We start from the raw sequence: 19,986 nt of genomic DNA on the forward strand, positions 1-19,986 counted from the left end.
TTATTTACCCGATATCGTCCTCGCTGTCTCCCGTCAGCAGCAGCGGGTTCGGTGCGTGCCGGGCGAAGCCTTCTTCACTGACCATCAGGTCGAGGCCGAAGGAGGCGAGGTCGTCGGCATAGGGGTCGACCTGGGTGTCGTGCAGCTGGTAGAGCAGCTTGCTGTAGGTATGGCAGTCCGCGCAGGTTTCCGCCTTGACCACACCGTTATCGCCTTCGATGCCCTGCAGCGAAAGGTGCTGCGTGTGGGTGCAGGTGACGCACACGGCGCGAGTGTGGTTCCACGCCGTGGAGCACATCGAGCAGTAGAGGTAGCGGGTGCCCGGAATGATGCCGGTGGCGGTAATCACGCCAGCCACCGAGGGCGAGCCGCAGCAGGGGCAGAGGGCGCGTTCTTCGAGCAGACGCAGGTCGGAGGCGGCCAGGCGTGCTGCGGAGCCGGTGAAGTAGACCTGGAGGGCGGCGACGATGAAGACGGTGGCGCCGGTGTCGGCGGCGGGGATGTGGCCGCGGAGGAAGTTGTTGGCGAGGGTTTCCAGGGCTTCGGGGGTGCTGTGACGCAGGTTGTCGATGGCGGTGAGGGTGGCTGGGGGGAGGTCGGGTTCTTGCGGGTCAGAGAGCGCAGCCAGGAGCCCGGCCAGGGCTTCGCGCCAGCGGGGGGGTGCGGTGGTGGCCGTCGGCGGCGAGGGGTGGGAGGCGGGCTTCTACGGCGCGGGCCACGTCGTCGGGATCGAGGATGGCGGCAGGGGCGAGGGTGGTCGCGACGGCGTGTTGGGCGCGGTTGAGCCTGGCGACGAAGCGTAGCCAGGGTTCCATGGGATGGCCTGCAGCGAGGCGATCGAGCCGGGCCGCTGTTGCTGCGAAACGTTTCGCGGGGTCGGGCGTGACGATCGGGAAGGGCGATTTCACTCCGGGGTGGGAGGGGCCGCTCCATGCCTTGTCGGGTGGTGCCTCGGCTTGCTTCACGGATTCTTCCTGGGCGTGGTCTTGCTGACGCGACGGCTCGCGGTCAGCTGGTAGAACCACTTGCGATGATGGTGCCATGCCCAGCCGGGAGTGACGTAGCCCTGGGTCATGCTGCGCACGGAGTCGCGGATCCAGATGGCCGCATAGACGTGGACCACCCAGACCAGGATGGCGCAGATCGCGGCCGCGCTATGGATGAGCACCGCCACGCGTTGAACGGGGATCGAGGTGGCTTCGCCGAAATAGACTTCCCAGATCAGCAGGCCGGTGACAAACAGCACCGGAATCAACAGGGTCATCGACCAGAACACCAGTTTCTGGCCACTGTTGTTGCGGCCGATCGGCGGCACGTGCTCGTCATCGTTGACGATCACATGGCCGATCGCCTTCGACCAGGCGACATCGTCTTCGGTCGGAAGGTTGGCGCGCCAGAACTGGATGATCATGCCAATCCAGCTGATCACCAGCAGCACGCCGAACCACGGATGCGCCGCACGCGCCCACTGGCCACCGCCGAACAGCCCGGAAAGCCAGAACAGGATCGGGTGGAACATCGAAAGGCCGGACAACACCAGCAGCATGAACAGGCCGGCGTTGATCCAGTGATTGACCCGGTTCAGCGTGGTGTAACGCGTGATGGCACGGTCCGGGCGGGTCATGTCGACTCCTCCTCTTCTTCCTCCCGCAGCACGCGGTCGGCCTCGAGCTCATCGTCGACGGTGACCTCGTTCGGGCCAACCGTGACCCAATGGAAGAAGGCGCCGACGGCCGCCAGCGCGATGCCGATCACCGCGAGCGGCTTGATGACGCCCTTCCACAGTTCGACAATTGGGCTGATCCGCGGTTTGTCCGGCAGGCCCGAATAGAGCGACGGCTTGTCCGCGTGGTGCAGCACGTACATCACATGGGTGCCACCGACTTCCGGCGGGTCGTACAGCCCGGCTTTCTCGAACCCGCGCGACTTAAGGTCCTCGATGCGCTCACCCGCCCAGTTCGTCATGTCGGTCTTCGAGCCGAACATGATCGCGCCAGTCGGGCAGGCCTTCACGCAGGCCGGTTCGAGGCCCACGGCAACGCGGTCGGAGCACAGCGTGCACTTGTACGACTTATGGTCGGTCTTGCTCACACGCGGGATGTTGAACGGGCATCCCTTGATGCAATAGCCACAACCGATGCACTTGTCGCTGATGAAGTCGACGATGCCGTTGGCGTACTGCACGATCGCGCCCGGCGCAGGGCAGGCCTTCAGGCAGCCGGGATCCTCGCAGTGCATGCAGCCGTCCTTGCGGATCAGCCACTCGAGGTTGCCTTGCTCGTTCTCGTACTCGGCAAACTTCATCAGCGTCCATACGCTGGGCCCGAGGTCCATCGGGTTTTCATACGAACCTTCGAAGTGGCCGATCTCGGGTCGCAGATCGTTCCACTCCATGCAGGCGGACTGGCATGCCTTGCAACCGATGCATCGACTCACGTCGATGAGCTTGGCCACCTGGTCCTCATGACTTCGCGTCGCCGGCGGCGTCATCGTCGTGGCGGAGCGACGTACATAGTCTTGCGATTGCATGTCCGACATGACGTTCGCCTCAGGTGACCGGTGCAGCGGTGCGTTCGATATTGACCAGGAACGCCTTGAATTCCGGCGTCTGCGTGTTGGCGTCGCCGACCGACGGCGTCAGGGTGTTGGCGCCATAACCCTTTCTTGCCTGGCCGGTGAAGCCCCAGTGCAGGGGCACGCCGATCACATGCGTTGCCCTGCCGTCGACGGTCATCGGCTTGATGCGCTTGGTCACATAGGCCTTGCAGATCACCTCGCCACGCTTGGACGACACCTTTACCCAGCCGCCTTGCGCGATGCCTTTTTCCTTCGCCAGCACCTCGCCGATCTCGATGAATTCCTCAGGCTGCAGGATCGCGTTGATCAACGCGTGCTTGGTCCAGAAGTGGAAATGCTCGGTGAGCCGGTACGTGGTCGCGACATACGGATAGTCGTCCCGATGGCCGAATGACGCGCGATCGTCCGCGAAGACGCGCGCCGCCGGGTTGTTGCTCACCTTCGGATGTAGCACGTTGTCCGAAGGCGATTCGAACGGCTCGTAATGCTCGGGGAAGGGACCTTCGGCCATCAGGTTGAGGGCAAACAAGCGCCCCAGGCCTTCGGTATTCATGATGAAGGGACCGACGTTGTCGGCGGGCTTGGTGGTGGGGATGTAGTCGGGCACGTCGATGCCGGCCCAGCGTGTCCCGTTCCATTCGATGACGGGCTTCTTCGGGTTCCAGGCCTTGCCGTCCAGGTCGGCACTGGCCCGGTTGTAGAGGATTCGGCGATTGGCCGGCCACGCCCACGCCCAGTTCGGCGCGATGCCTTGCTCGCGCGGGTCCGTGGCGTCCCGGCGAGCCATCTGGTTGCCCTTCTCGGTGAAAGAGCCGGCGAAGATCCAGCAGCCCGAGGCTGTCGTTCCGTCGTCCTTGAGCTGCCCGAACCCATCGAGCAGGGTGCCGGCCTTGGTGACGAGGTTGGTGACAGGGTCGGTCAGGTCGGCCAGCGCACGACCGTTCATTTCCTTGGCCAGTTCTTCCGGATCCGGCGCCGTGGGGTTGGTGTACTTCCAGCTCATGTTGAGGATCGGGTCGGGGAAGGCACCGCCGTCCTTGCGATACATCTCGCGCAGGCGATGGAAGATGCCGCTCATGATCCAGATGTCGGACATGGCCTTGCCCGGGCCTTCGGCCGCCTTCCAATGCCACTGCAGCCAGCGCGCCGAGTTCACCAGCGAGCCGTTTTCTTCAGCGAAACAGGTGACGGGTAGCTGGAACACCTCGGTCTGGATGTCGGCCGATTTGGCCGGGTTCTGCGGACCGAAGTCCTGCCAGAAGCGCGAGGTTTCGGTATCCAGCGGGTCCATGGTGACGAGGAACTTCAGGTTACTCAGGCCGCGACGGATCTTGCCGCGATCCGGGAAGGCCTGCAGTGGGTTGAAGCCCTGGCAGATGTAGCCCGTCATCTGTCCGTTATTCATCATCTCGAAGGCCTTGATGATGTCGTACAGCGGTATGTCGAGCTTGGGCAACCAGTCGTAGCCCCAGTTGTTTTCCTTCGTCGCAGCGTCGCCCCACAAGGCCTTTTGCAGGCTCACCACGAACTTGCCGTAGTTCTGGTAATAGCTGGTCTGGCCCGGGCGTAGCGGCTTGAACAGCTTGGTCTTCATGTACTCGTCGTACGTGGTTTCCTTGTCCGTCGGCAGGCTCAGGTAGCCGGGCATCTGGTTCGACAGCAGGCCGATGTCGGTCAGCCCCTGGATGTTGGAGTGGCCGCGCAAGGCGTTCATGCCGCCGCCCGCCACGCCAATATTGCCCAGCAGCAACTGCACCATCGCCATAGCGCGGATGTTCTGCGCGCCCACCGAGTGCTGCGTCCAGCCCAGCGCGAAGAGGCTGGTCATGGCCTTGTCAGGGGCGGCGGTGCTGGCGATCAGCTCGCACACATGCAGGAATTTATCCTGCGGCGTGCCGGTGATCCGCGAGACCATCTCCGGCGTGTAGCGCGACACGTGCTGCTTGAGCAGGTTGATCACGCAGCGCGGGTCCTGCCAGGTGTCGTCCGCTTTCGCGAAACCCTGGTCGTCCAGCTGGTAGTTCCAGGTGGCCTTGTCGTACGTGTTGGTCTCGGCGTTGAACCCGCTGAAATGCCCTTCCTCGAACGCGAAGCCGTCGGCGACGAGCAGGCTGGCATTGGTATAAGCACGCACGTACGCATGCTGGATCGCATCTTTTTCCAGCAGGTAGCGCATCACGCCACTGAGGAACGCGATGTCCGTGCCCGGGCGGATCGGGGCGTAGTAGTCAGCGACCGAAGCGGTTCGGGTGAAGCGCGGGTCGACCACGACGAGCTTGGCCCCGTTCTCGATCTTCGCTTCGATCACCCATTTGAAGCCGCACGGATGCGCCTCGGCGGCATTGCCACCCATGACGATAACGACGTTGGCATTCCTGATGTCCTGCCAGGTGTTGGTCATCGCACCGCGACCGAATGATGGGGCCAGACTGGCCACCGTCGGTCCGTGTCAGACGCGCGCCTGGTTGTCGAACACCACCATGCCGAGGGATCGGGCTACTTTCCAGGTCAGGAAGGCGGTTTCGCTGGAGGAGGCCGAAGCCGCCAGCATGCCCATGCTGGTCCAGCGGTTGACGGTGGTGCCGGCTGCGTTCTGCGTGATGAAGTGCTTGTCGCGGTCCTCCTTCATCAGCCGGGCTATTCGATCCAGCGCGAAGTCCCAGGACACCTCCTCGAACTCGGTGCCTCCCGGTTTTCGGTATCGCGGCACTTTCAGGCGGGTTGGCGCATGCACGATGTCCAACAGGGCCGAACCCTTCGGACACAGCGTGCCGCGGTTCACCGGATGATCCGGGTCGCCTTCGATATGGATGATGTTGGAGAGGGCGTTCTTGGCGCGGTCGCCCATGCTGTAGATGAGGATGCCGCAGGCCACCGAGCAGTACGTACACGTGTTACGTGTCTCGGTGGCGTGGGCCAGCTTGAAAGGTCGCACCGCAGCGGCCTGGGCCACCCCCGAGGCGCCGAAGCCAAGCATGCCCATGCTTCCGGCTGCCAGGCCGAGGCCGGTGACTTTGAGAAATTCACGACGAGTGAGAGGCATGACTTGAAGCTCCCTCGAAACCTGGCTTGTTAATGCCGACCGGCGGGCGGTCGGCGACTTGGCTCGGATTCACGTGGGAAAAACGTAGCACGAATGATCGGGCGCGGTCGATGACGTTTCTGCTCCGCTTTAACTCGTTGAAGCGAAAGCAAAAATAGCGTTTCCGGCGTGCCTGGATGTACGCGACCACCGCGGCGTCACTCGCTAAGTAGTTATTCGGAACGATGCCCAGCAGAACTGCGCTAGCGACGCCTGGTGTGGAGGACAAGACTTGCGTTACTCGTTACGCAGGAATTTTCCATGTCGAAACGTCTTCTCGCCGAGTTCTTCGGCACCTTCTGGCTGGTCTTCGGCGGCTGCGGCAGCGCCGTCCTGGCCGCGGCCTTTCCCGAGCTGGGTATCGGCTTCGCAGGCGTCGCCCTGGCGTTCGGGCTCACCGTAGTCACCATGGCTTACGCGGTGGGTTACACCTCGGGTGCTCACTTCAATCCCGCCGTAACGGTGGGGTGCTTCGCCGCTGGCCGCTTCGCCGGCAAGGACGTCGTGCCCTATATCGTGGTGCAGGTCATCGGCGGCGTCGTCGCCGGTGGCGTCCTCCTCATCATCGCCAGCGGCAAGCCGGGCTTCGATATCGCAACAGGATTCGCGACCAACGGTTACGGTGAGCATTCCCCCGGCGGATTCTCCCTTGGCGCAGCGGTCGTGACGGAGTTCATCCTCAGCGCGTTTTTCCTGGTTGTCATCCTGGGCGTCACACACAAACGTGCGCCCGTCGGTTTCGCGCCCCTCGCCATCGGCCTGGCGCTGACGCTTATCCACCTGATCTCGATTCCGGTTACCAATACCTCGGTCAACCCGGCACGTAGTACGGGCGTCGCGATTTACCAGGGCGGTTGGGCACTGGCCCAACTGTGGATGTTCTGGGTGGTTCCGTTGCTCGGCGGCGCCTTCGGCGGCTGGATCCATCGCACGTTGCTGGAAACGGCCCCGGATGATATCGAAGGTGGCAAGCGCCCCAACGCCGATACGCCTGCGTAATACCGCCCTCGACGCCTTGTCTTCGCGGACAATGCTTAACGGTTGAAGCAAACGCTCACTCCTGTTTCACGCGCGCTCGATACGCTTATTCGGCGCAGCCCCGGCTGTCCCTAAAGTGATCGAGAACAGGAACCCGCACGAATGATTGACCAGGTGTCCGCCGAGGACCAGGCACGACCGACCGCACCGCTCCTTGGAAAGACGCCGACCGGCATCGAAGGTCTGGATGCACTGACCTTCGGAGGCATTCCGGAAGGGCGTCCGACCCTGCTGTGTGGTGCTGCCGGTTGCGGCAAGACGCTGATGGCGATCACCTTCCTGGTCAAGGGTGTCCAGGAAAGCGGTGAGACCGGCGTCTTCATGAGCTTCGAGGAGCGCGAAAGCGAGCTTGCGACCAACGTCTCGTCACTGGGTTTCGACCTGAATAAGCTGGTCGCTGACAAGCAGCTGGTCATTGATCATGTCCGTATCGAGCGGGCAGAGATCGAGCAGGCGGGTGACTACGATCTCGAGGGCCTCTTCGTGCGTCTGGGCCACGCGATCGACACCATCGGCGCCAAGCGCGTGGTGCTCGACACGGTGGAAGCCCTGTTTGCCGGCCTGGAAGACTCCGCCACGTTGAGGTCGGAGCTTCGCCGCCTGTTCGCCTTCCTGAAGCAAAAGGGCGTAACGGCCATCGTCACCGCTGAGCGCGGCGAAGGTCAGCTCACGCGTTACGGCATCGAAGAGTACGTGTCCGATTGCGTGATCCTGCTGGATAACCGTGTGATCGACCAGGTGACGACGCGGCGCCTGCGCGTGATCAAGTATCGCGGCTCGTCGCACGGCACCAACGAGTACCCGTTTCTGATCGACGAGAAGGGTGTCACCGTCCTTCCGATCACCTCGGCAGGCCTGGCGCACGAAGTATCCACGGAGGTCGTTTCCTCGGGTGTTCCCGGGCTCGACGCCATGCTGGGACGCCACGGCTACTACCGCGGCTCCAGTGTGTTGATTTCAGGTTCCGCAGGTACGGGTAAGTCGACCATTGCTGCCTCGTTCGTCGACGCGGCCTGCGCGCGTGGCGAACGCAGCCTGTTTTTTGCTTTCGAAGAATCCGCGGCACAGGTCATTCGCAATATGGCGTCTGTCGGCATCCATCTGCAGCGGCATCGCGATGCGGGCCTGCTGAAGTTCGAAGCGGCGCGACCGAGCCTCTACGGCTTTGAAATGCATCTGGCGCGGATGCACCGCGACATCGACGCCTTCAAGCCCTCCGTCATCGTGATCGATCCGATATCCGCCTTCCGTGGTCCGGCGGTCGAGGTCAATGCCACCCTGTTGCGGCTGGCGGACATCTGCAAGAGCCGTGGCATCACCGCACTGTTCACGTCGCTGGCGCCGTCGGGTGCATCGATGAGCGACAACGAGCGCAACGTGTCGTCGCTGATGGATATCTGGGTGGCCCTGGACGATGTGGAGTCCAATGGCGAGCGTAATCGCGTGCTGTCCTTGCTCAAGGCACGCGGCATGAATCACTCCAAGCAACTGAGGGAGTACCGCCTGACCGACCAGGGTATCGATATGGTTCCGGTCTATGTGGGACCGGACGGCGTGCTCACCGGCACGGCGCGGGTCGCCCAGGAGGCCCGCGAACGCGAGGCCGAGCAGTCCAGGCAGGATGCGATCTCGGCACGTCGCCGTGTGCTGGAACGCCGCCGCGTCACGGTCGAACGGCAGATCGCGGAATTGCAGGCCGAACTGGAAAGCGAGGAGGCCGAGGTGGGACGCATTGCCGAGCAGGACCAGGCCCATGCAACCAACCGCGATGCCGATCGCTCCATGATGTCCACCCTGCGGGGTGACCTGTGATCGCCGCCAATGACATGCCCTCAGCCGACGACGGCAAGGTCCACCTGCGCCTGTACGTAGCAGGCCAGACCCCGAAATCGCTGGCCGCCATCGCCAACCTGAAGCGCCTGTGCGAGGAACATCTTGCGGGGCGCTACACCATCGAGGTCGTCGATCTCCAGGTGACGCCACAACTGGCCGCGGGCGACCAGATCGTCGCGGTGCCCACGCTCATACGACGGCTGCCGCCTCCGCTTCGACGGGTCATCGGAGATCTCTCCAACGCCGAGCGCGTGCTCGTCGGCCTGGACATGCTTCCCCGGCCGTCCACGCCATGACCACCACGACGACTTCGCCATCGCTGCCTCACTATCAACTGCGTCTGTACATCACCGGATCGACGCCGCGGTCGACGCGCGCCATCGAGAACCTGCGGCGCATCTGCGCGGAAAACCTCGACGGCCGGTATGAGATCGAGGTGATCGACGTCTACGATCGCCCCGAGACGACGCGCGACCTGCAGATCGTCGCCACGCCGACCCTGGTCAAGATATTGCCCGAGCCGATGCGACGCATCATCGGGGATCTCTCCGATGAGCTCAAAGTCCTGGCGGGGCTCGATCTTGCCCCGCGGCCATCTCAACAGGGCTGACCGTGCACGTGGACGACTACCCGAACAACGATGTGCCCAGCCGCGAGGAGCTGGAAGAGCGGCTGCGCGAAGCGGAAGAAACCCTCGATGCTATCCGCCGCGGCGAAGTGGACGCGGTGGTCGTCCATCATCCCGATGGCGAACGCGTTTACACGCTGGAAAGCGCTGATCGGCCCTATCGCGTGCTGGTGGAACACATGCAGGAGGGTGCGGTCACCCTCACGGGTGAGGGCGTCATCCTGTACTGCAACCACCGGTTCGCCGTACTGCTGGGTTCGACGCGCGAAGCGATGATCGGGCGCTCAGTGGTGCCTTATCTTGAGCGCGCGGATGCTGCGGTCATGGCCGAGATGCTGGCGCCCGGCGCGGATGCGGGCCGGGCCGCCGAAGTGAGCCTCCGGCGGATCGATGGCCGCATCGTCCCGGTGACGCTGTCTGCGGTCGACCTTCCGTTCGAGCCGGGCATGCCGCGCATCGTCTGCGTGATCGCGACGGATCTGACGCACGCGCGCCAACGCAGTCATGAACTGTCCGCCGCGAATGCACAGCTGGCGGGGGAGATCGCCGAGCGACGCAGCGTCGAGGATCGCCTCGCCGTGGCGCTCGACGCGGCGGGCATGGGCAGCTGGGACATCGACCTGGAACACGGCACGGTGACCATCTCTCGCCAGGCGGAAGTGATCCTGGGGTTGTCGGAAGCTGGCGCCGAGCCGCGCACTCTGGAGTCGCTCTCGCTGCCTTTTCTTGTGCATGAGCAGGCAGATGTAAGAGCCGATTTCAATCAGGCTATGACGACAGGCGTCCTCGAGTTCGAGCGTCGCGTGCGCCCCAAGGGGGACGCCGCCTCGCATCGCTGGGTTCACGTCAAAGGTCGTACCTATCACCGTGAAGGCGTCCCGGCACGGCTCGTCGGCGTGGTTGGCGATATCACCGAGCGACGCCTGATGGAGCTGCAGCTGCGTCAGGCGCAGAAGATGGAAGCGGTCGGCCAGCTCACCGGCGGTATCGCTCACGACTTCAATAACCTGCTTATGGTGATCGGGGGCAGCCTCGACGTGCTGGAAAGCGCGGTTCCAACCGACAATCCGAAGGCCCAGCGTTTCTTCTCGGCTGCCAAAGCGGGTGTCGAGCGCGGTGCCAGCCTGAACCAGCAACTCCTCGCTTTCTCCCGTCGACAGGATCTGCAGGCTCAATCGGTCTGTGTCGACGACCTCCTGCGCGGCTTCGCCACGCTGTTGAGCCGCGCACTCGGCGAAACGGTGTCGCTTGAGCTTCCGCAACCGGCCCAGCGCTGGTACTGCCGAAGCGATCCGCACCAGCTGGAAACCGCGATCCTCAATCTGGCGATCAATGCGCGCGACGCTATGCCCCACGGCGGTCGCCTCACGATCATGACGGCGCTCACCACACTCACGCCGCGCGAAGCGCTGGCGATGTCGGCTGAACCGGGAAGCTATGTCGTGTTGCGCGTGCGCGACAGCGGCACCGGCATGACCCCGGAAACCGCCGCACGCATCTTCGATCCCTTCTTCACCACCAAGGCGATGGGCAAGGGCACCGGGCTCGGTCTCAGCCAGGTCTACGGTTTCGTACGGCAGTCGGGTGGCTTCGTCAGCGTCACGAGCGAGCTGGGGCAGGGCACGACCATCGACCTGTGCCTGCCGCACACCGAGGACGAAACGACGGCAGCGCCCAGCGCAACCGCCGCGCCGGCGCAGGCCGACGGACGTATTCTCGTCGTCGACGATGACATCAACGTCCGCGACGTGTCAGTCGCCATGCTGGGTGCGCTGGGATACGCCACGGTGGAGGCCGGCGACGCGGAACAGGCGCTCGCCATCCTCGCGCAACGCAGCGATATCGACCTTGTATTCAGCGACGTCATCATGCCCGGCGAACTCAACGGCCTCGACCTCGCGCGAGAGGTGCGTGCCAGGTACCCCACGGTGGCCGTCGTCCTCGCTTCCGGCTACACCGCTCAACTCCAGGGCGACAAAGGCAGCCCCAGCGACGTAGAAGTCCTCCGCAAACCCTATTCCCGCACCGCCCTGGCCACCGCCCTGACCCAAGCCCGGACCACGCAACGCTAACGGCAACGGCCCTTGTGGGAGCCGATTCATCGGCGATGCTCTCACCTACCCACAAAACGACCACCCCACATTCACCCTCTCAGGCGCCCGATAAACCTCCCCACCCAAGAGGCCCCGCCATGACCCACGACCGACAGGACGTAAACCACCCCAACCACGGCCAGCCCACTCACGCTGAAACACCGGAAGAGAAGAAATCCCGTAAGGACAAGGCAAGCGACAACCAGGACCAGGCCCTCGAAGAGACCTTCCCGGCCAGCGACCCGGTGTCGCCGTTTGTGCCGGCGAAAGCCCCGGACTGACCCGCAAATGCCCGTCCTTGGGCTCTGTGCCACTGCCCGCGCCGCCATCCAGAAGGTAGCGGGCCGCCGGAGCGATAGGCCAGACTTGGGTTTCCCAGGCCGTCCAGTCGGAGTAATTTCATGAGGTCTATCGATTTCGCCCAAATCAGATCCGGCTTCGACAAAGTGCTTGAGACCGTCGCAAAGACCGGTCGTCCCACTCTCATCAAGCGATTCGCATCCGAAGACGTTGTTGTCATGTCCGCACGTGAATACAACTCCATGTCTGAGACCCTTTACTTGTTCGGAAGCTTTTCAAATGCGTCAAGGTTGCGCGACGCGATGGTCGAGGCAGAGGCAGCATTACCGCCGGGCGCACGGGTGCAGGAAGCGGAGGCCAGCTAATCGGCTAGCCACCTCGGTGCGGGCCGGGGCCAGGTCGAGTCAACGCTTCTCGGTATTGAAAGCAGGCATTTGAACCTCAAAGTTCACGCGCATGACCAAGAAAATGAAGATCGACTTCGTCTCCGACATCGCCTGCCCCTGGTGCGTCATCGGCCTTGGTGGCCTGGAGATCGCGCTAGAGCGCCTGCAAAACGAGATCGAACCGGAGATTACCTTTCATCCATTCGAGCTCAATCCGAACATGCCGGCGGGCGGCGAGAACACGGTTGAGCACATCGTCGCGAAGTACCGTATCCCGGCTGACGAAGCGCGCGTCAATCGCGAGCGCATCAAGGCGCGCGCGGCAGAGGTGGGCTTCACCATGAACACCTCGGACGCGACCCGGATCTACAACACCTTCGATGCGCACCGCCTGCTGGCGTGGTCGGCATCGCAAGGTAAGCAACAGGCGTTGAAGCGTCAGCTGTTCGTCGTGAACTTCACCGATCAGACCGATCCGGGGAATCACGATGTCCTCGTCGACGCGGCCACGAAGGTTGGCCTCGATCCGGCCGAGGCGCGTGCCGTGCTTGAATCCGATCGCTACGCCGAAGAGGTCCGCCGCGACGAGGCGCTCTGGCAGAGCCGCGGGATTACTGGTGTGCCGGCGGTTATCGTCAACGACCGTTACCTGATCTCTGGTGGCCAGCCGCCCGATGAGTTCGAGCGTCAGTTGCGTAAGATCGCTGCTGAAAGCGAGGCTTGAGTCAGCCGGTCCTGCTCACGCGGATGAGCAGGGCGCCATGGCGCGGGACGTTTCCCTCAAACGGTTTTTGCGTGTCGACCGCCGCGTGTCGCCACAGATCGCGGGCATGGATGCTCTTGGCGAACCGGGTACCGAGTGTCTGCCACGGCAGTTGCACCGAAGCCTGACGCTCGCCCCGGTTGAAAAAACCCACAACGACTGACCCGTCACTCATGTCGCGCACCAGAACCTCCACGTCACCTCGTCGCTGCAGGCGCCGCGCCGGATGCCCCGCAGGATCCTGATCCACGGCGATCACTTCTCGGTTCAACAGGATCTCCCGCGTCGTGGCATCCATCGTGCGCAGGTCGTTACCCGCGAGTAGCGGCGCCGGCAGCATCGACCACAAGCTCATCTGCGTGCGGTATTCGTCAGCCGTCATGCCACCGTTACCTATCTCCAGCATGTCGGGATCGGACCAATGCCCCGGCCCTGACCACGCGCTGAGATCGAGCTGACGAAAGCCACGTTGCGGCATGGAGTCCCAGGTGTCGCTGATATCCGGCGTCGTGCGCCACAGGTTGGCACCGGTCTGCGGGCCCCACTTCCAGATGTCGAAGTCACCTGACTGCGAGAGGCTGTACACGACAGGCCGGCCCGCCTTGCGCAGGGCGTCGCCCATCTTCCGGAACAGCATTTCCTGGTTCCGCTGGGTGACCGGGTAGATGTCACGGGCGCCGCAATAGTCGTACTTCAGGAAATCCACGCCCCAGGCCGCAAAGCGGCGCGCATCCTGGTCCTCGTGGTCGTGGCTGCCTGCGAAGCCGGCGCAGGTCTTTGCCCCTGGCGACGAATAGATGCCGAGTTTGAGCCCGCGTGCGTGGACGTAGTCGCCCAGGGTCTTCATGTCGCCGAATTTGTCGTTGGTCTGGATATCGCCAGCCGCATCGCGTTCGCCTTCCCAGGTGTCGTCGATATTGACGAACACGTAGCCGGCGTCCCGCATGCCGTTCGTGGCCATGGCATCGGCCATCGCACGGACATCCGCGGCGGTGATCCTGCCGGCGAAGTGGTTCCAGCTGTTCCAGCCCATCGGCGGCGTCATGGCCAGGCCGTTGGCGGGAACCGGGGCAACGGCGGCGGGCGCGGCGGCCTCGCTGGCTCCGACCAACCCGGTGGCGGAGGCGGCGATGGCAGCAAGGAACGTGGTGACGACACGACGAGCAAGGGGAAGGGGCACGGCGGCATCTCATGGCGCGAAACGAAGCATGGTAAACGGGATAGGTGCAGGCATACGATAACTGCTCGCGATTTCAACCGGACGGGCCTCATGGAAACATCCGCTGCAGCGCATCACGATGTGACGATCCGCGCCCTCGTGCCTGGTGACCGCGAGGCGTGGAATGTTCTGTGGGACGGCTACAACACGTTCTACGGTCGCCATGGCGACACCGCCTTGCCGCAGGACATCACGGACATGACCTGGTTGCGGTTCTTCGATGGCTACGAGCCGATGTATGCCGTGGTCGCCGAGAAAGGGGGCGAGCTGGTCGGCCTGGCTCACTTCCTCCTGCATCGCAGCACCACGCAGATCCTGCCGAACTGCTACCTGCAGGACGTGTTTACCGCGGAGAATGCGAGAGGCAAGGGCGTCGCCCGCAGGCTCATCGAAGAGGTCTACCAGCGCGCAGCCGCGTTGGGGGCAGCGCGCGTTTATTGGCAGACCCACGAAACGAATACGACGGCGATGTTCCTTTACGACAAGATCGCGGAAAAGTCGGGCTTCATCGTTTACAAGAAACTTTTGTGACCCATCCCCGGAGAATCCCATGAAGCGAGTCACAGGTATCGGCGGCATCTTCTTCCATGCGAAAGACCCCGTTGCATTGATCGCCTGGTACAAGGACCGCCTCGGCATCGACGTGCAGCCATGGGGTGGCGCGGCATTCGACTGGACGGACGAAGCAGGCAAGCCCACGGGAGGCACGACCGCCTGGTCGATCAGTGCCGCGGGCAGCGACCAGTTCGCGCCGAGCACGTCCACCTTCATGGTCAATTACCGCGTCGACGACCTGGATGCGCTGCTTCAGGCGCTACGCAAGGAAGGCTGCAACGTGCTCGAGAAAGCGGATGACTCCGAGTACGGAAAGTTCGGCTGGGTCATGGACCCGGAAGGCAACAAGGTAGAGCTCTGGGAGCCGCCGAAAGACGCATAAGCAGTCGTCGCTCCACGGTGGTCGCGCCCCCTGTGGGAGCCGATTCATCGGCGAAGCTCTTCGCCATGTAGCCAGACCCGTTCGCCGATAAATCGGCTCCCACAAAGGCGAACACGCGGCAAATTTCCGATTGCACCTACAGACAACAAGAAGTTGTTTTGATACGGTCGTCCACGTTGTCTGCGTCGTCGCGTGCAAATGCTGCGCAGCCAACCATCGCTCAATGCGGTGAGAAGCGCGGGCCAGAGGTGGTGAGACACCCCTGACCCGCTAACCGAAACCAACTAGAGAACAGTTGATATGGCTACCACCGATCATACGGTAACCGCTCGCCCGCTGGCTCCCCCCAGCGACACCCCCATCGGTCACCGGACGCTCTGCAGTCCCTGCAGATACGGTTGAAGAACGGCGGCGCCAGCCGTTTCCCTGAGTATTTTCTCGGCCGTGCCACACGGCACGTCGCCGTGCGACCCGAGATCGGGGGCTGCCGCCGCCACACACTTCGTCAATCAAGCCGCACGGCGTCCGGACACGGACAGCCGATGAACCCGCGAATCCGTTAGATCCGCGGCACGCTGCGTTCGCGTGGCGTGCCGCACCTGGACGGCGGGCAGGGCGATATTCAAGGAGAGCGTCATGAGCAAAGCGAAAGGCCACCACACCCATCCCGGCTTCCATTACCACATTGATCCCGAAGCCACGTCGCACGATCTGATGAATGAGGCCACCGAATGGCTTCAGTACGCACGTAGTCTCACGAGGCTACTGGCCGACTTCATCCACGAGTCCGAGACGGTGGACTGCCAGCGTGTATCGCACGGACTGGAGGCCATCTGTGCGCTCACCCACATGGGTGTGCAATGCACGGCGCAGGCGCACGCGCGGATGTGTTGGGAGAAGAGCAGTGCCTAGCGGCACGGTATATGGTGGGCGTCCGTGATGGTTGAATTCACGACCGTTTTTCGAGATACTCCGCTCAACACACCCGCCACGCCTCTGCAGCTGTTCACCGCTGCACGCGCAAATAGGCGGGTTTTTTTTGCGCTTGCAAGGAGCAGGGCGGCGGTGCAGTACTCGAAAGGACCTCTCTCGTACGCGGAGCAGCTGCAACAGCTCCAGCAGAGGGGCCTGCACGTTGCAGACCCTGGGCGCGCACTCCACTATCTGGAGCGTGTCGGCTACTACCGCCTCATGGGCTATCTGTTCCCGTCTCGAAGGCTCGGAAGCGATGACTACGGTGCAGGGGCTACTTTCGAGGATGCCGTAGCGCGCTATGAGTTCGATCAGGTGTTTCGTTCCTTGGTCATGGAAGCGATCTGCAACATTGAGGTGGCAGCAAGAACGGCGGCCACGTATCGAATGGCTCATACCTACGGCGCTTTCGGCTACAGCGACCCTGCCAGCGTGGCCTACAATAGCCATTGGCACGCCACATGGATTGCTGCTGTCGAAGACGAGGTGCGGCGTTCGCGAGAAACGTTCGTACATCACTATAAATCGAGGTATACGCTGCCACCCCATCCATGCGTGCCCATCTGGATGGCGAGCGAGGTGATGTCGTTCGGTTCCTTATCGCGACTCGTCCAAGCAATGCATCCCGCCGACAAGAAAGCCATAGCAGGTACTTTCGGCGTCGCTGCGCCAGTGCTGGCGAACTGGCTACACGCCATCAGTGCAATTCGAAATATCGCCGCTCATCACGGCCGTATGTGGAATCGGGTCTTAGGCATTATTCCTGTGAGGCCGAATCGCGGGCCTTGGCACAACATGGCGGACACCTATCCCGCAGATAGGATGTATTTCGCACTGCTTGCCATCAAGGCGTTACTTGGCTCATGTGCTGGAGACGTAAATGATTGGCGAGAACGCGTAAGCAATCATCTACGTCCACTCCTTGCTAGCTACGATCACAGACAAAGCATGGGCGCTCCTGACAATTGGGAGCAGCATCCGCTTTGGAGATAGGTGTGCGCATTCGTTCGAAAGGCCACTGCGAAAAATCGAATCGATAAGGTAAAGGACCATGGCTGCTCGACAAGGCTGGAAAATCGTGATGAAAGTTGAACACGCCGCAGAATCGATAACGGCCTTCGAGGAACTCGCGTCAGCAGCTGGCTATCAGATTGAGGTGGACAAGCCCTCAGACGAGAAGGCGGAATGGTTCATCGACGTACAGCGAGGCGAGTTTCGAGAGTCGTTGTCGTGGCAATTCGGACGTGGCTTCGGGTTCTACACCGGAGAGCTGGGATACGGGGACAAGCCCGATAGGTTGTATCTCGATGCAACTCAGGCATTCGAACGACTCAGGCATTGCCGAGCCGCATTGATCGACGTATAAGCCTCAAGGGGTCCGGTGATCCATCAAGCTCACTCAGGGGAAGTCGTGGAAGACAAGCGCGCGTTCGAAGAAGAGGTTCGGTACGTTTACGGGGTGCTGCTCGATCCGAAGCAAGAAGGCCTCCTGGTAACGCAGAACGCACGGATCAGGGGCAAGTCCCGGGCGTTCCATCACTTCGATGTTTATTACGAATTCGAACGCGATGGCGTCCGCCGCAGGGTTGCCATCGAGTGCAACGATCCGAAGCAGCCGGTCGACAAGGGCACGATTGGTGAGTTCGCCAACAAGCTTGGCGACATCGGTAACACCGTGGGCGTCGTGATTTCCCGCGCCGGATACCTCCCAGGCGTGGACGCGTTCGCCCGGCAGTCCGGTATCGACCTGCTGCGGCCAGAAGACCTGCCATCGCTAGGCGCGCTCCTGGCAAAGCGAGCCGTAACCATCGCCGAGCCGGCAGCACCGATTGCGCCGGATGAAGCTTCGCGAGCTGAGCCCTTCTGGACCATCATGGAGCTCAACGAAGGGAGGGCGGTGGGCTATTACGCCACCGAACAGCCCGGGACCAAACGAGGCCGTATCCCGTTGCTGTACGCCCGCAAGCACGCGGAACGCATCATGCGCGAAGGTAAGCTGGACCCGCGCAAGTGGGGCGTGAGAGGGCTTTCCCGGCCCTCCCTGCACGCCTTCATCGGGATGCTCGGGCAGTTCGAGACGCAAGGCGGCGCCGCCATGCTTCTCTTCCTCCCGCCGGCCGCGCGGGAGGATGCCGATTTCATCGCCATGGATATCTCACGGCAGCAGCTGATCGACCAGTACGCCAGCGCTTAAGGGCGCTTCGGCGGAGCGTCCCTCAATGCCTTGCGGTGATTCGCCCAGAAACCGGCGATCACCGCCAGGATCATGAGGACTTGCGCCGCGACGCTTTGAACCGTCGGAAATAACCCAATCAGTTCAAGGCGTGGCACACCCGCAAGCGGTCGGATGCCGACAATACCGGCTTCCTGAAGCGCAGCGATGCCCTTGCCAGCGAGCACGACGGTGAGTATCGCCATCAGCCACGAGCTGTAGTTGAAGAACTTGGCGATAGGAAGAATGCGGCTGTAGCGAAGCAGGGCCCAGGCGATGATCGCCAGGGCGACGCACGCGGTTGCGGCACCGCCGAGCAGGGCTGCGCCGCTGCCAGGTGTCCACAGCGCGGCGTAGAACAGGATCGTCTCGAACACCTCGCGATACACCACGATGAAGGCCAGCCCGAACAGGAACCATGCCGAGCGGCCCGAGAGTGCCGTGGCCATGCGTTCCTTGATGTAGCGTTGCCACTGTCCGGCCTGCGACTTTCCGTGCATCCAGATGCCGATGGACAACAGCACCACGGCAGCGAACACCGAGCCGAAACCTTCGGTCAGCTCGCGACTCGCACCGCTGATGCCGATAAGCCACGTCGCCACCACCCAAGTGAGGAAGCCGGCGCCCAACGCGCCTGTCCACCCGGCGTGGACATAGGGCATGACCTCCATCCGTTCGGCCTTGCGCAGGAACGCGATCATGGCGACGACGATCAGCAACGCCTCGAGTCCCTCTCGCAGAAGAATGGTCGCCGCGCCGATGAAGGTGGAAAGCGTGCTGCTGGCATGCGGCGAGAGCGCCGCCTCCGCGTCGTCGAGCAAGGTGCCGAGGACCTGTTCGCGCATCGCGACATCGTCCGCAGGCGCACCGTGTTCGATGGCCGCGCGGTACTCGCCCATCGAACCTTCGATGTGCTCGAGCAGGGTGCTGTCGCGCGTGCCGAGCAGGGGCTCGATCGGCTCGAAGCCATCCAGGTAGGCGGAGAGCGCCAGCGTGCTCGCGCCCGGGCGGTCACCGGCCTGGTAAGCGACGAGACTCGCCTTGAGCTTCTCGCGGACGACGGACAACGACGAGGCCGAGACCTTCGGTGCCAGCACCTCCGGATGGCGACGCAGGTAGCCCATGATCTCGTCGGCCTGCTCCTGACCGATGTGCTTGCCGAGCGCTGCGGGGGTCGTGGTGACCAGTGCGGTGAGGTCAGGGACCTCCTTGTGCATGTTCGCATCGCGCTGCCACAGGCCTTCGCCCTTGGTGGCGACCGCATCAGGCGCGGCAAAGTGGCCGACATAAAGCGCCAACGCCCAGCGATCGTCGTCGGGGAGGCTGGCAAAGCTCGGCATGGGCGTGCCGTCGACGCCCTGCGTCACGATCTGATACAGCGAGAACAGGCTGCGCTCACGGGCGCGATCCTGGTCGGTGAAGGCGATCGGCGGTGTGGCCAGTGCTTTGGCGGCTGGACCGTCGCCGTTGCCGGTGGCGCCATGGCACGCCATGCAGTTCTGTTGAAAGAGCTGGGCGCCGCGCGCGAAGTCGGGCGTGCGCGCCGGTGCGAGGGGTACGGGATAAGCGGCAAGCAGCGAAGACGCCAGCTTGTGCGACGCGTCCGCGACGTCCTTGGTCTCGGCCTTGCCAGCGATCGCCTTCTGCAGCGCGCTCGCCTTGGCCACGAGGTCGGCTTTTGCGGGCTTGTCCGGGAGCGCGGCGATCCTCGCGGCAACAGTGCTCGCAAATTCTTGCTGTTCGGCGAACTCGGCGGGGCTGGAGACTACGCCATGGTTCACCGCACCGGCATAGTCCACAGCGATGTAATCGAGTAATCGCCAGGCCGTCTGCGCGTCTTTCGCATACGGTTCGGCGGCGAGGCTGGCAGTGGCGACCAGGAGAAAGAGTGTCAGGCCAGCGAGCCACCGGGTTGCGCGGGGGAGCATGTTGCGGCGCCATTGCTA

21 protein-coding genes and 1 pseudogene are annotated in these 19,986 nt (G+C 63.1%); 14 read left to right on the forward strand and 8 right to left on the reverse strand.

The window, feature by feature from the left end:
* Window positions 1-4: 4 nt before the first annotated feature.
* The 6 genes and pseudogenes from ACVWWJ_RS09540 to fdnG all read right to left on the reverse strand — a co-directional run bounded on the left by ACVWWJ_RS09540 (window position 5) and on the right by fdnG (window position 5,620).
* Window positions 5-349, reverse strand: a complete 345-nt coding sequence (locus ACVWWJ_RS09540; protein ID WP_456967587.1) for a hypothetical protein — start codon at window positions 347-349, stop codon at window positions 5-7.
* 117 nt (window positions 350-466) lie between these two features.
* Window positions 467-640: pseudogene (gene fdhE / locus ACVWWJ_RS09545) on the reverse strand (formate dehydrogenase accessory protein FdhE domain-containing protein); the annotation flags it as partial.
* Window positions 612-965 (reverse strand): formate dehydrogenase accessory protein FdhE domain-containing protein, encoded by a 354-nt coding sequence (gene fdhE, locus ACVWWJ_RS09550; protein ID WP_456967588.1) that lies wholly within the window; start codon window positions 963-965, stop codon window positions 612-614. The pseudogene fdhE (ACVWWJ_RS09545) and the gene fdhE (ACVWWJ_RS09550), both read right to left, overlap by 29 nt.
* Window positions 962-1,624: a formate dehydrogenase subunit gamma gene (locus ACVWWJ_RS09555; RefSeq protein WP_456967589.1), complete on the reverse strand. Its 663-nt coding sequence runs from the start codon at window positions 1,622-1,624 to the stop codon at window positions 962-964. The genes fdhE (ACVWWJ_RS09550) and ACVWWJ_RS09555 overlap by 4 nt, the downstream gene beginning before the upstream one ends.
* Entirely contained in the window at window positions 1,621-2,538 is a 918-nt protein-coding gene (fdxH, locus tag ACVWWJ_RS09560; protein ID WP_456967590.1) for a formate dehydrogenase subunit beta, read from the reverse strand. Before fdxH ends, ACVWWJ_RS09555 begins: the two co-directional genes overlap by 4 nt.
* 10 nt (window positions 2,539-2,548) lie before the next feature.
* Window positions 2,549-5,620: a formate dehydrogenase-N subunit alpha gene (gene fdnG / locus ACVWWJ_RS09565; RefSeq protein ID WP_456967591.1), complete on the reverse strand. Its 3,072-nt coding sequence runs from the start codon at window positions 5,618-5,620 to the stop codon at window positions 2,549-2,551.
* Between the two features lie 300 nt (window positions 5,621-5,920).
* On the opposite strand from fdnG, the gene aqpZ reads away from it, so the two are divergent.
* From aqpZ to ACVWWJ_RS09605, 8 genes are all read left to right on the forward strand, one after another.
* Window positions 5,921-6,658, forward strand: coding sequence for an aquaporin Z (gene aqpZ, locus ACVWWJ_RS09570; RefSeq protein ID WP_159896856.1), 738 nt, complete (start codon window positions 5,921-5,923; stop codon window positions 6,656-6,658).
* Window positions 6,659-6,799: 141 nt separating this feature from the next.
* Window positions 6,800-8,509, forward strand: a complete 1,710-nt coding sequence (gene kaiC / locus ACVWWJ_RS09575; protein WP_456967592.1) for a circadian clock protein KaiC — start codon at window positions 6,800-6,802, stop codon at window positions 8,507-8,509.
* On the forward strand, window positions 8,506-8,826 hold the full coding sequence (locus ACVWWJ_RS09580) for a circadian clock KaiB family protein (protein WP_200852003.1): 321 nt from the start codon (window positions 8,506-8,508) through the stop codon (window positions 8,824-8,826). The genes kaiC and ACVWWJ_RS09580 overlap by 4 nt, the downstream gene beginning before the upstream one ends.
* Window positions 8,823-9,140 (forward strand): circadian clock KaiB family protein, encoded by a 318-nt coding sequence (locus ACVWWJ_RS09585; protein WP_159896860.1) that lies wholly within the window; start codon window positions 8,823-8,825, stop codon window positions 9,138-9,140. The genes ACVWWJ_RS09580 and ACVWWJ_RS09585 overlap by 4 nt, the downstream gene beginning before the upstream one ends.
* A gap of 2 nt (window positions 9,141-9,142) precedes the next feature.
* On the forward strand, window positions 9,143-11,230 hold the full coding sequence (locus tag ACVWWJ_RS09590; protein ID WP_456967593.1) for an ATP-binding protein: 2,088 nt from the start codon (window positions 9,143-9,145) through the stop codon (window positions 11,228-11,230).
* Window positions 11,231-11,349: 119 nt separating this feature from the next.
* Window positions 11,350-11,532, forward strand: a complete 183-nt coding sequence (locus ACVWWJ_RS09595) for a hypothetical protein (protein WP_456969767.1) — start codon at window positions 11,350-11,352, stop codon at window positions 11,530-11,532.
* Between the two features lie 120 nt (window positions 11,533-11,652).
* A complete protein-coding gene (locus ACVWWJ_RS09600; RefSeq protein ID WP_456967594.1) occupies window positions 11,653-11,916 on the forward strand; it encodes a type II toxin-antitoxin system Phd/YefM family antitoxin in 264 nt (87 codons plus the stop codon).
* Between the two features lie 91 nt (window positions 11,917-12,007).
* A complete protein-coding gene (locus ACVWWJ_RS09605; RefSeq protein ID WP_456967595.1) occupies window positions 12,008-12,661 on the forward strand; it encodes a DsbA family oxidoreductase in 654 nt (217 codons plus the stop codon).
* Window position 12,662: 1 nt separating this feature from the next.
* Here ACVWWJ_RS09605 and ACVWWJ_RS09610 read toward each other — a convergent pair whose 3' ends face one another.
* Window positions 12,663-13,880 (reverse strand): glycoside hydrolase family 27 protein, encoded by a 1,218-nt coding sequence (locus tag ACVWWJ_RS09610; protein WP_456967596.1) that lies wholly within the window; start codon window positions 13,878-13,880, stop codon window positions 12,663-12,665.
* A 90-nt stretch (window positions 13,881-13,970) separates the two neighbouring features.
* Between ACVWWJ_RS09610 and ACVWWJ_RS09615 the strand changes: the two genes are divergently transcribed.
* The 6 genes from ACVWWJ_RS09615 to ACVWWJ_RS09640 all read left to right on the forward strand — a co-directional run bounded on the left by ACVWWJ_RS09615 (window position 13,971) and on the right by ACVWWJ_RS09640 (window position 18,022).
* The gene (locus ACVWWJ_RS09615) at window positions 13,971-14,450 is read left to right on the forward strand and encodes an N-acetyltransferase family protein (RefSeq protein ID WP_456967597.1); all 480 of its coding nucleotides are present in this window, start codon (window positions 13,971-13,973) and stop codon (window positions 14,448-14,450) included.
* A 19-nt stretch (window positions 14,451-14,469) separates the two neighbouring features.
* On the forward strand, window positions 14,470-14,856 hold the full coding sequence (locus ACVWWJ_RS09620; RefSeq protein WP_456967598.1) for a VOC family protein: 387 nt from the start codon (window positions 14,470-14,472) through the stop codon (window positions 14,854-14,856).
* A gap of 636 nt (window positions 14,857-15,492) precedes the next feature.
* Window positions 15,493-15,768: a hypothetical protein gene (locus ACVWWJ_RS09625; RefSeq protein WP_159896112.1), complete on the forward strand. Its 276-nt coding sequence runs from the start codon at window positions 15,493-15,495 to the stop codon at window positions 15,766-15,768.
* A 27-nt stretch (window positions 15,769-15,795) separates the two neighbouring features.
* Window positions 15,796-16,821, forward strand: a complete 1,026-nt coding sequence (locus tag ACVWWJ_RS09630) for an Abi family protein (RefSeq protein WP_456969691.1) — start codon at window positions 15,796-15,798, stop codon at window positions 16,819-16,821.
* A 58-nt stretch (window positions 16,822-16,879) separates the two neighbouring features.
* A complete protein-coding gene (locus ACVWWJ_RS09635) occupies window positions 16,880-17,194 on the forward strand; it encodes a hypothetical protein (protein WP_456967600.1) in 315 nt (104 codons plus the stop codon).
* Between the two features lie 45 nt (window positions 17,195-17,239).
* Entirely contained in the window at window positions 17,240-18,022 is a 783-nt protein-coding gene (locus ACVWWJ_RS09640; RefSeq protein ID WP_456967601.1) for a hypothetical protein, read from the forward strand.
* Here the strand turns inward: ACVWWJ_RS09640 and ACVWWJ_RS09645 are convergent.
* Window positions 18,019-19,968, reverse strand: coding sequence for an FTR1 family protein (locus tag ACVWWJ_RS09645; RefSeq protein ID WP_456967603.1), 1,950 nt, complete (start codon window positions 19,966-19,968; stop codon window positions 18,019-18,021). The two genes, ACVWWJ_RS09640 and ACVWWJ_RS09645, sit on opposite strands and share 4 nt — an antisense overlap.
* Window positions 19,969-19,986 lie beyond the last annotated feature (18 nt).

This window comes from Luteibacter sp. HA06 (assembly GCF_054061215.1).

Excerpts from the sequence above, each read along its gene's own strand:
- ACVWWJ_RS09630 (WP_456969691.1), top strand. The coding sequence starts at position 15,796 with ATGGTTGAATTCACGACCGTTTTTCGAGATACTCCGCTCAACACACCC.
- ACVWWJ_RS09555 (WP_456967589.1), bottom strand. The coding sequence starts at position 1,624 with ATGACCCGCCCGGACCGTGCCATCACGCGTTACACCACGCTGAACCGG.
- ACVWWJ_RS09585 (WP_159896860.1), top strand. The coding sequence starts at position 8,823 with ATGACCACCACGACGACTTCGCCATCGCTGCCTCACTATCAACTGCGT.
- ACVWWJ_RS09625 (WP_159896112.1), top strand. The coding sequence starts at position 15,493 with ATGAGCAAAGCGAAAGGCCACCACACCCATCCCGGCTTCCATTACCAC.
- ACVWWJ_RS09620 (WP_456967598.1), top strand. The coding sequence starts at position 14,470 with ATGAAGCGAGTCACAGGTATCGGCGGCATCTTCTTCCATGCGAAAGAC.
- fdxH (WP_456967590.1), bottom strand. The coding sequence starts at position 2,538 with ATGTCGGACATGCAATCGCAAGACTATGTACGTCGCTCCGCCACGACG.
- ACVWWJ_RS09605 (WP_456967595.1), top strand. The coding sequence starts at position 12,008 with ATGACCAAGAAAATGAAGATCGACTTCGTCTCCGACATCGCCTGCCCC.
- ACVWWJ_RS09600 (WP_456967594.1), top strand. The coding sequence starts at position 11,653 with ATGAGGTCTATCGATTTCGCCCAAATCAGATCCGGCTTCGACAAAGTG.
- ACVWWJ_RS09635 (WP_456967600.1), top strand. The coding sequence starts at position 16,880 with ATGGCTGCTCGACAAGGCTGGAAAATCGTGATGAAAGTTGAACACGCC.
- ACVWWJ_RS09615 (WP_456967597.1), top strand. The coding sequence starts at position 13,971 with ATGGAAACATCCGCTGCAGCGCATCACGATGTGACGATCCGCGCCCTC.
- ACVWWJ_RS09595 (WP_456969767.1), top strand. The coding sequence starts at position 11,350 with ATGACCCACGACCGACAGGACGTAAACCACCCCAACCACGGCCAGCCC.
- ACVWWJ_RS09645 (WP_456967603.1), bottom strand. The coding sequence starts at position 19,968 with ATGCTCCCCCGCGCAACCCGGTGGCTCGCTGGCCTGACACTCTTTCTC.
- aqpZ (WP_159896856.1), top strand. The coding sequence starts at position 5,921 with ATGTCGAAACGTCTTCTCGCCGAGTTCTTCGGCACCTTCTGGCTGGTC.
- kaiC (WP_456967592.1), top strand. The coding sequence starts at position 6,800 with ATGATTGACCAGGTGTCCGCCGAGGACCAGGCACGACCGACCGCACCG.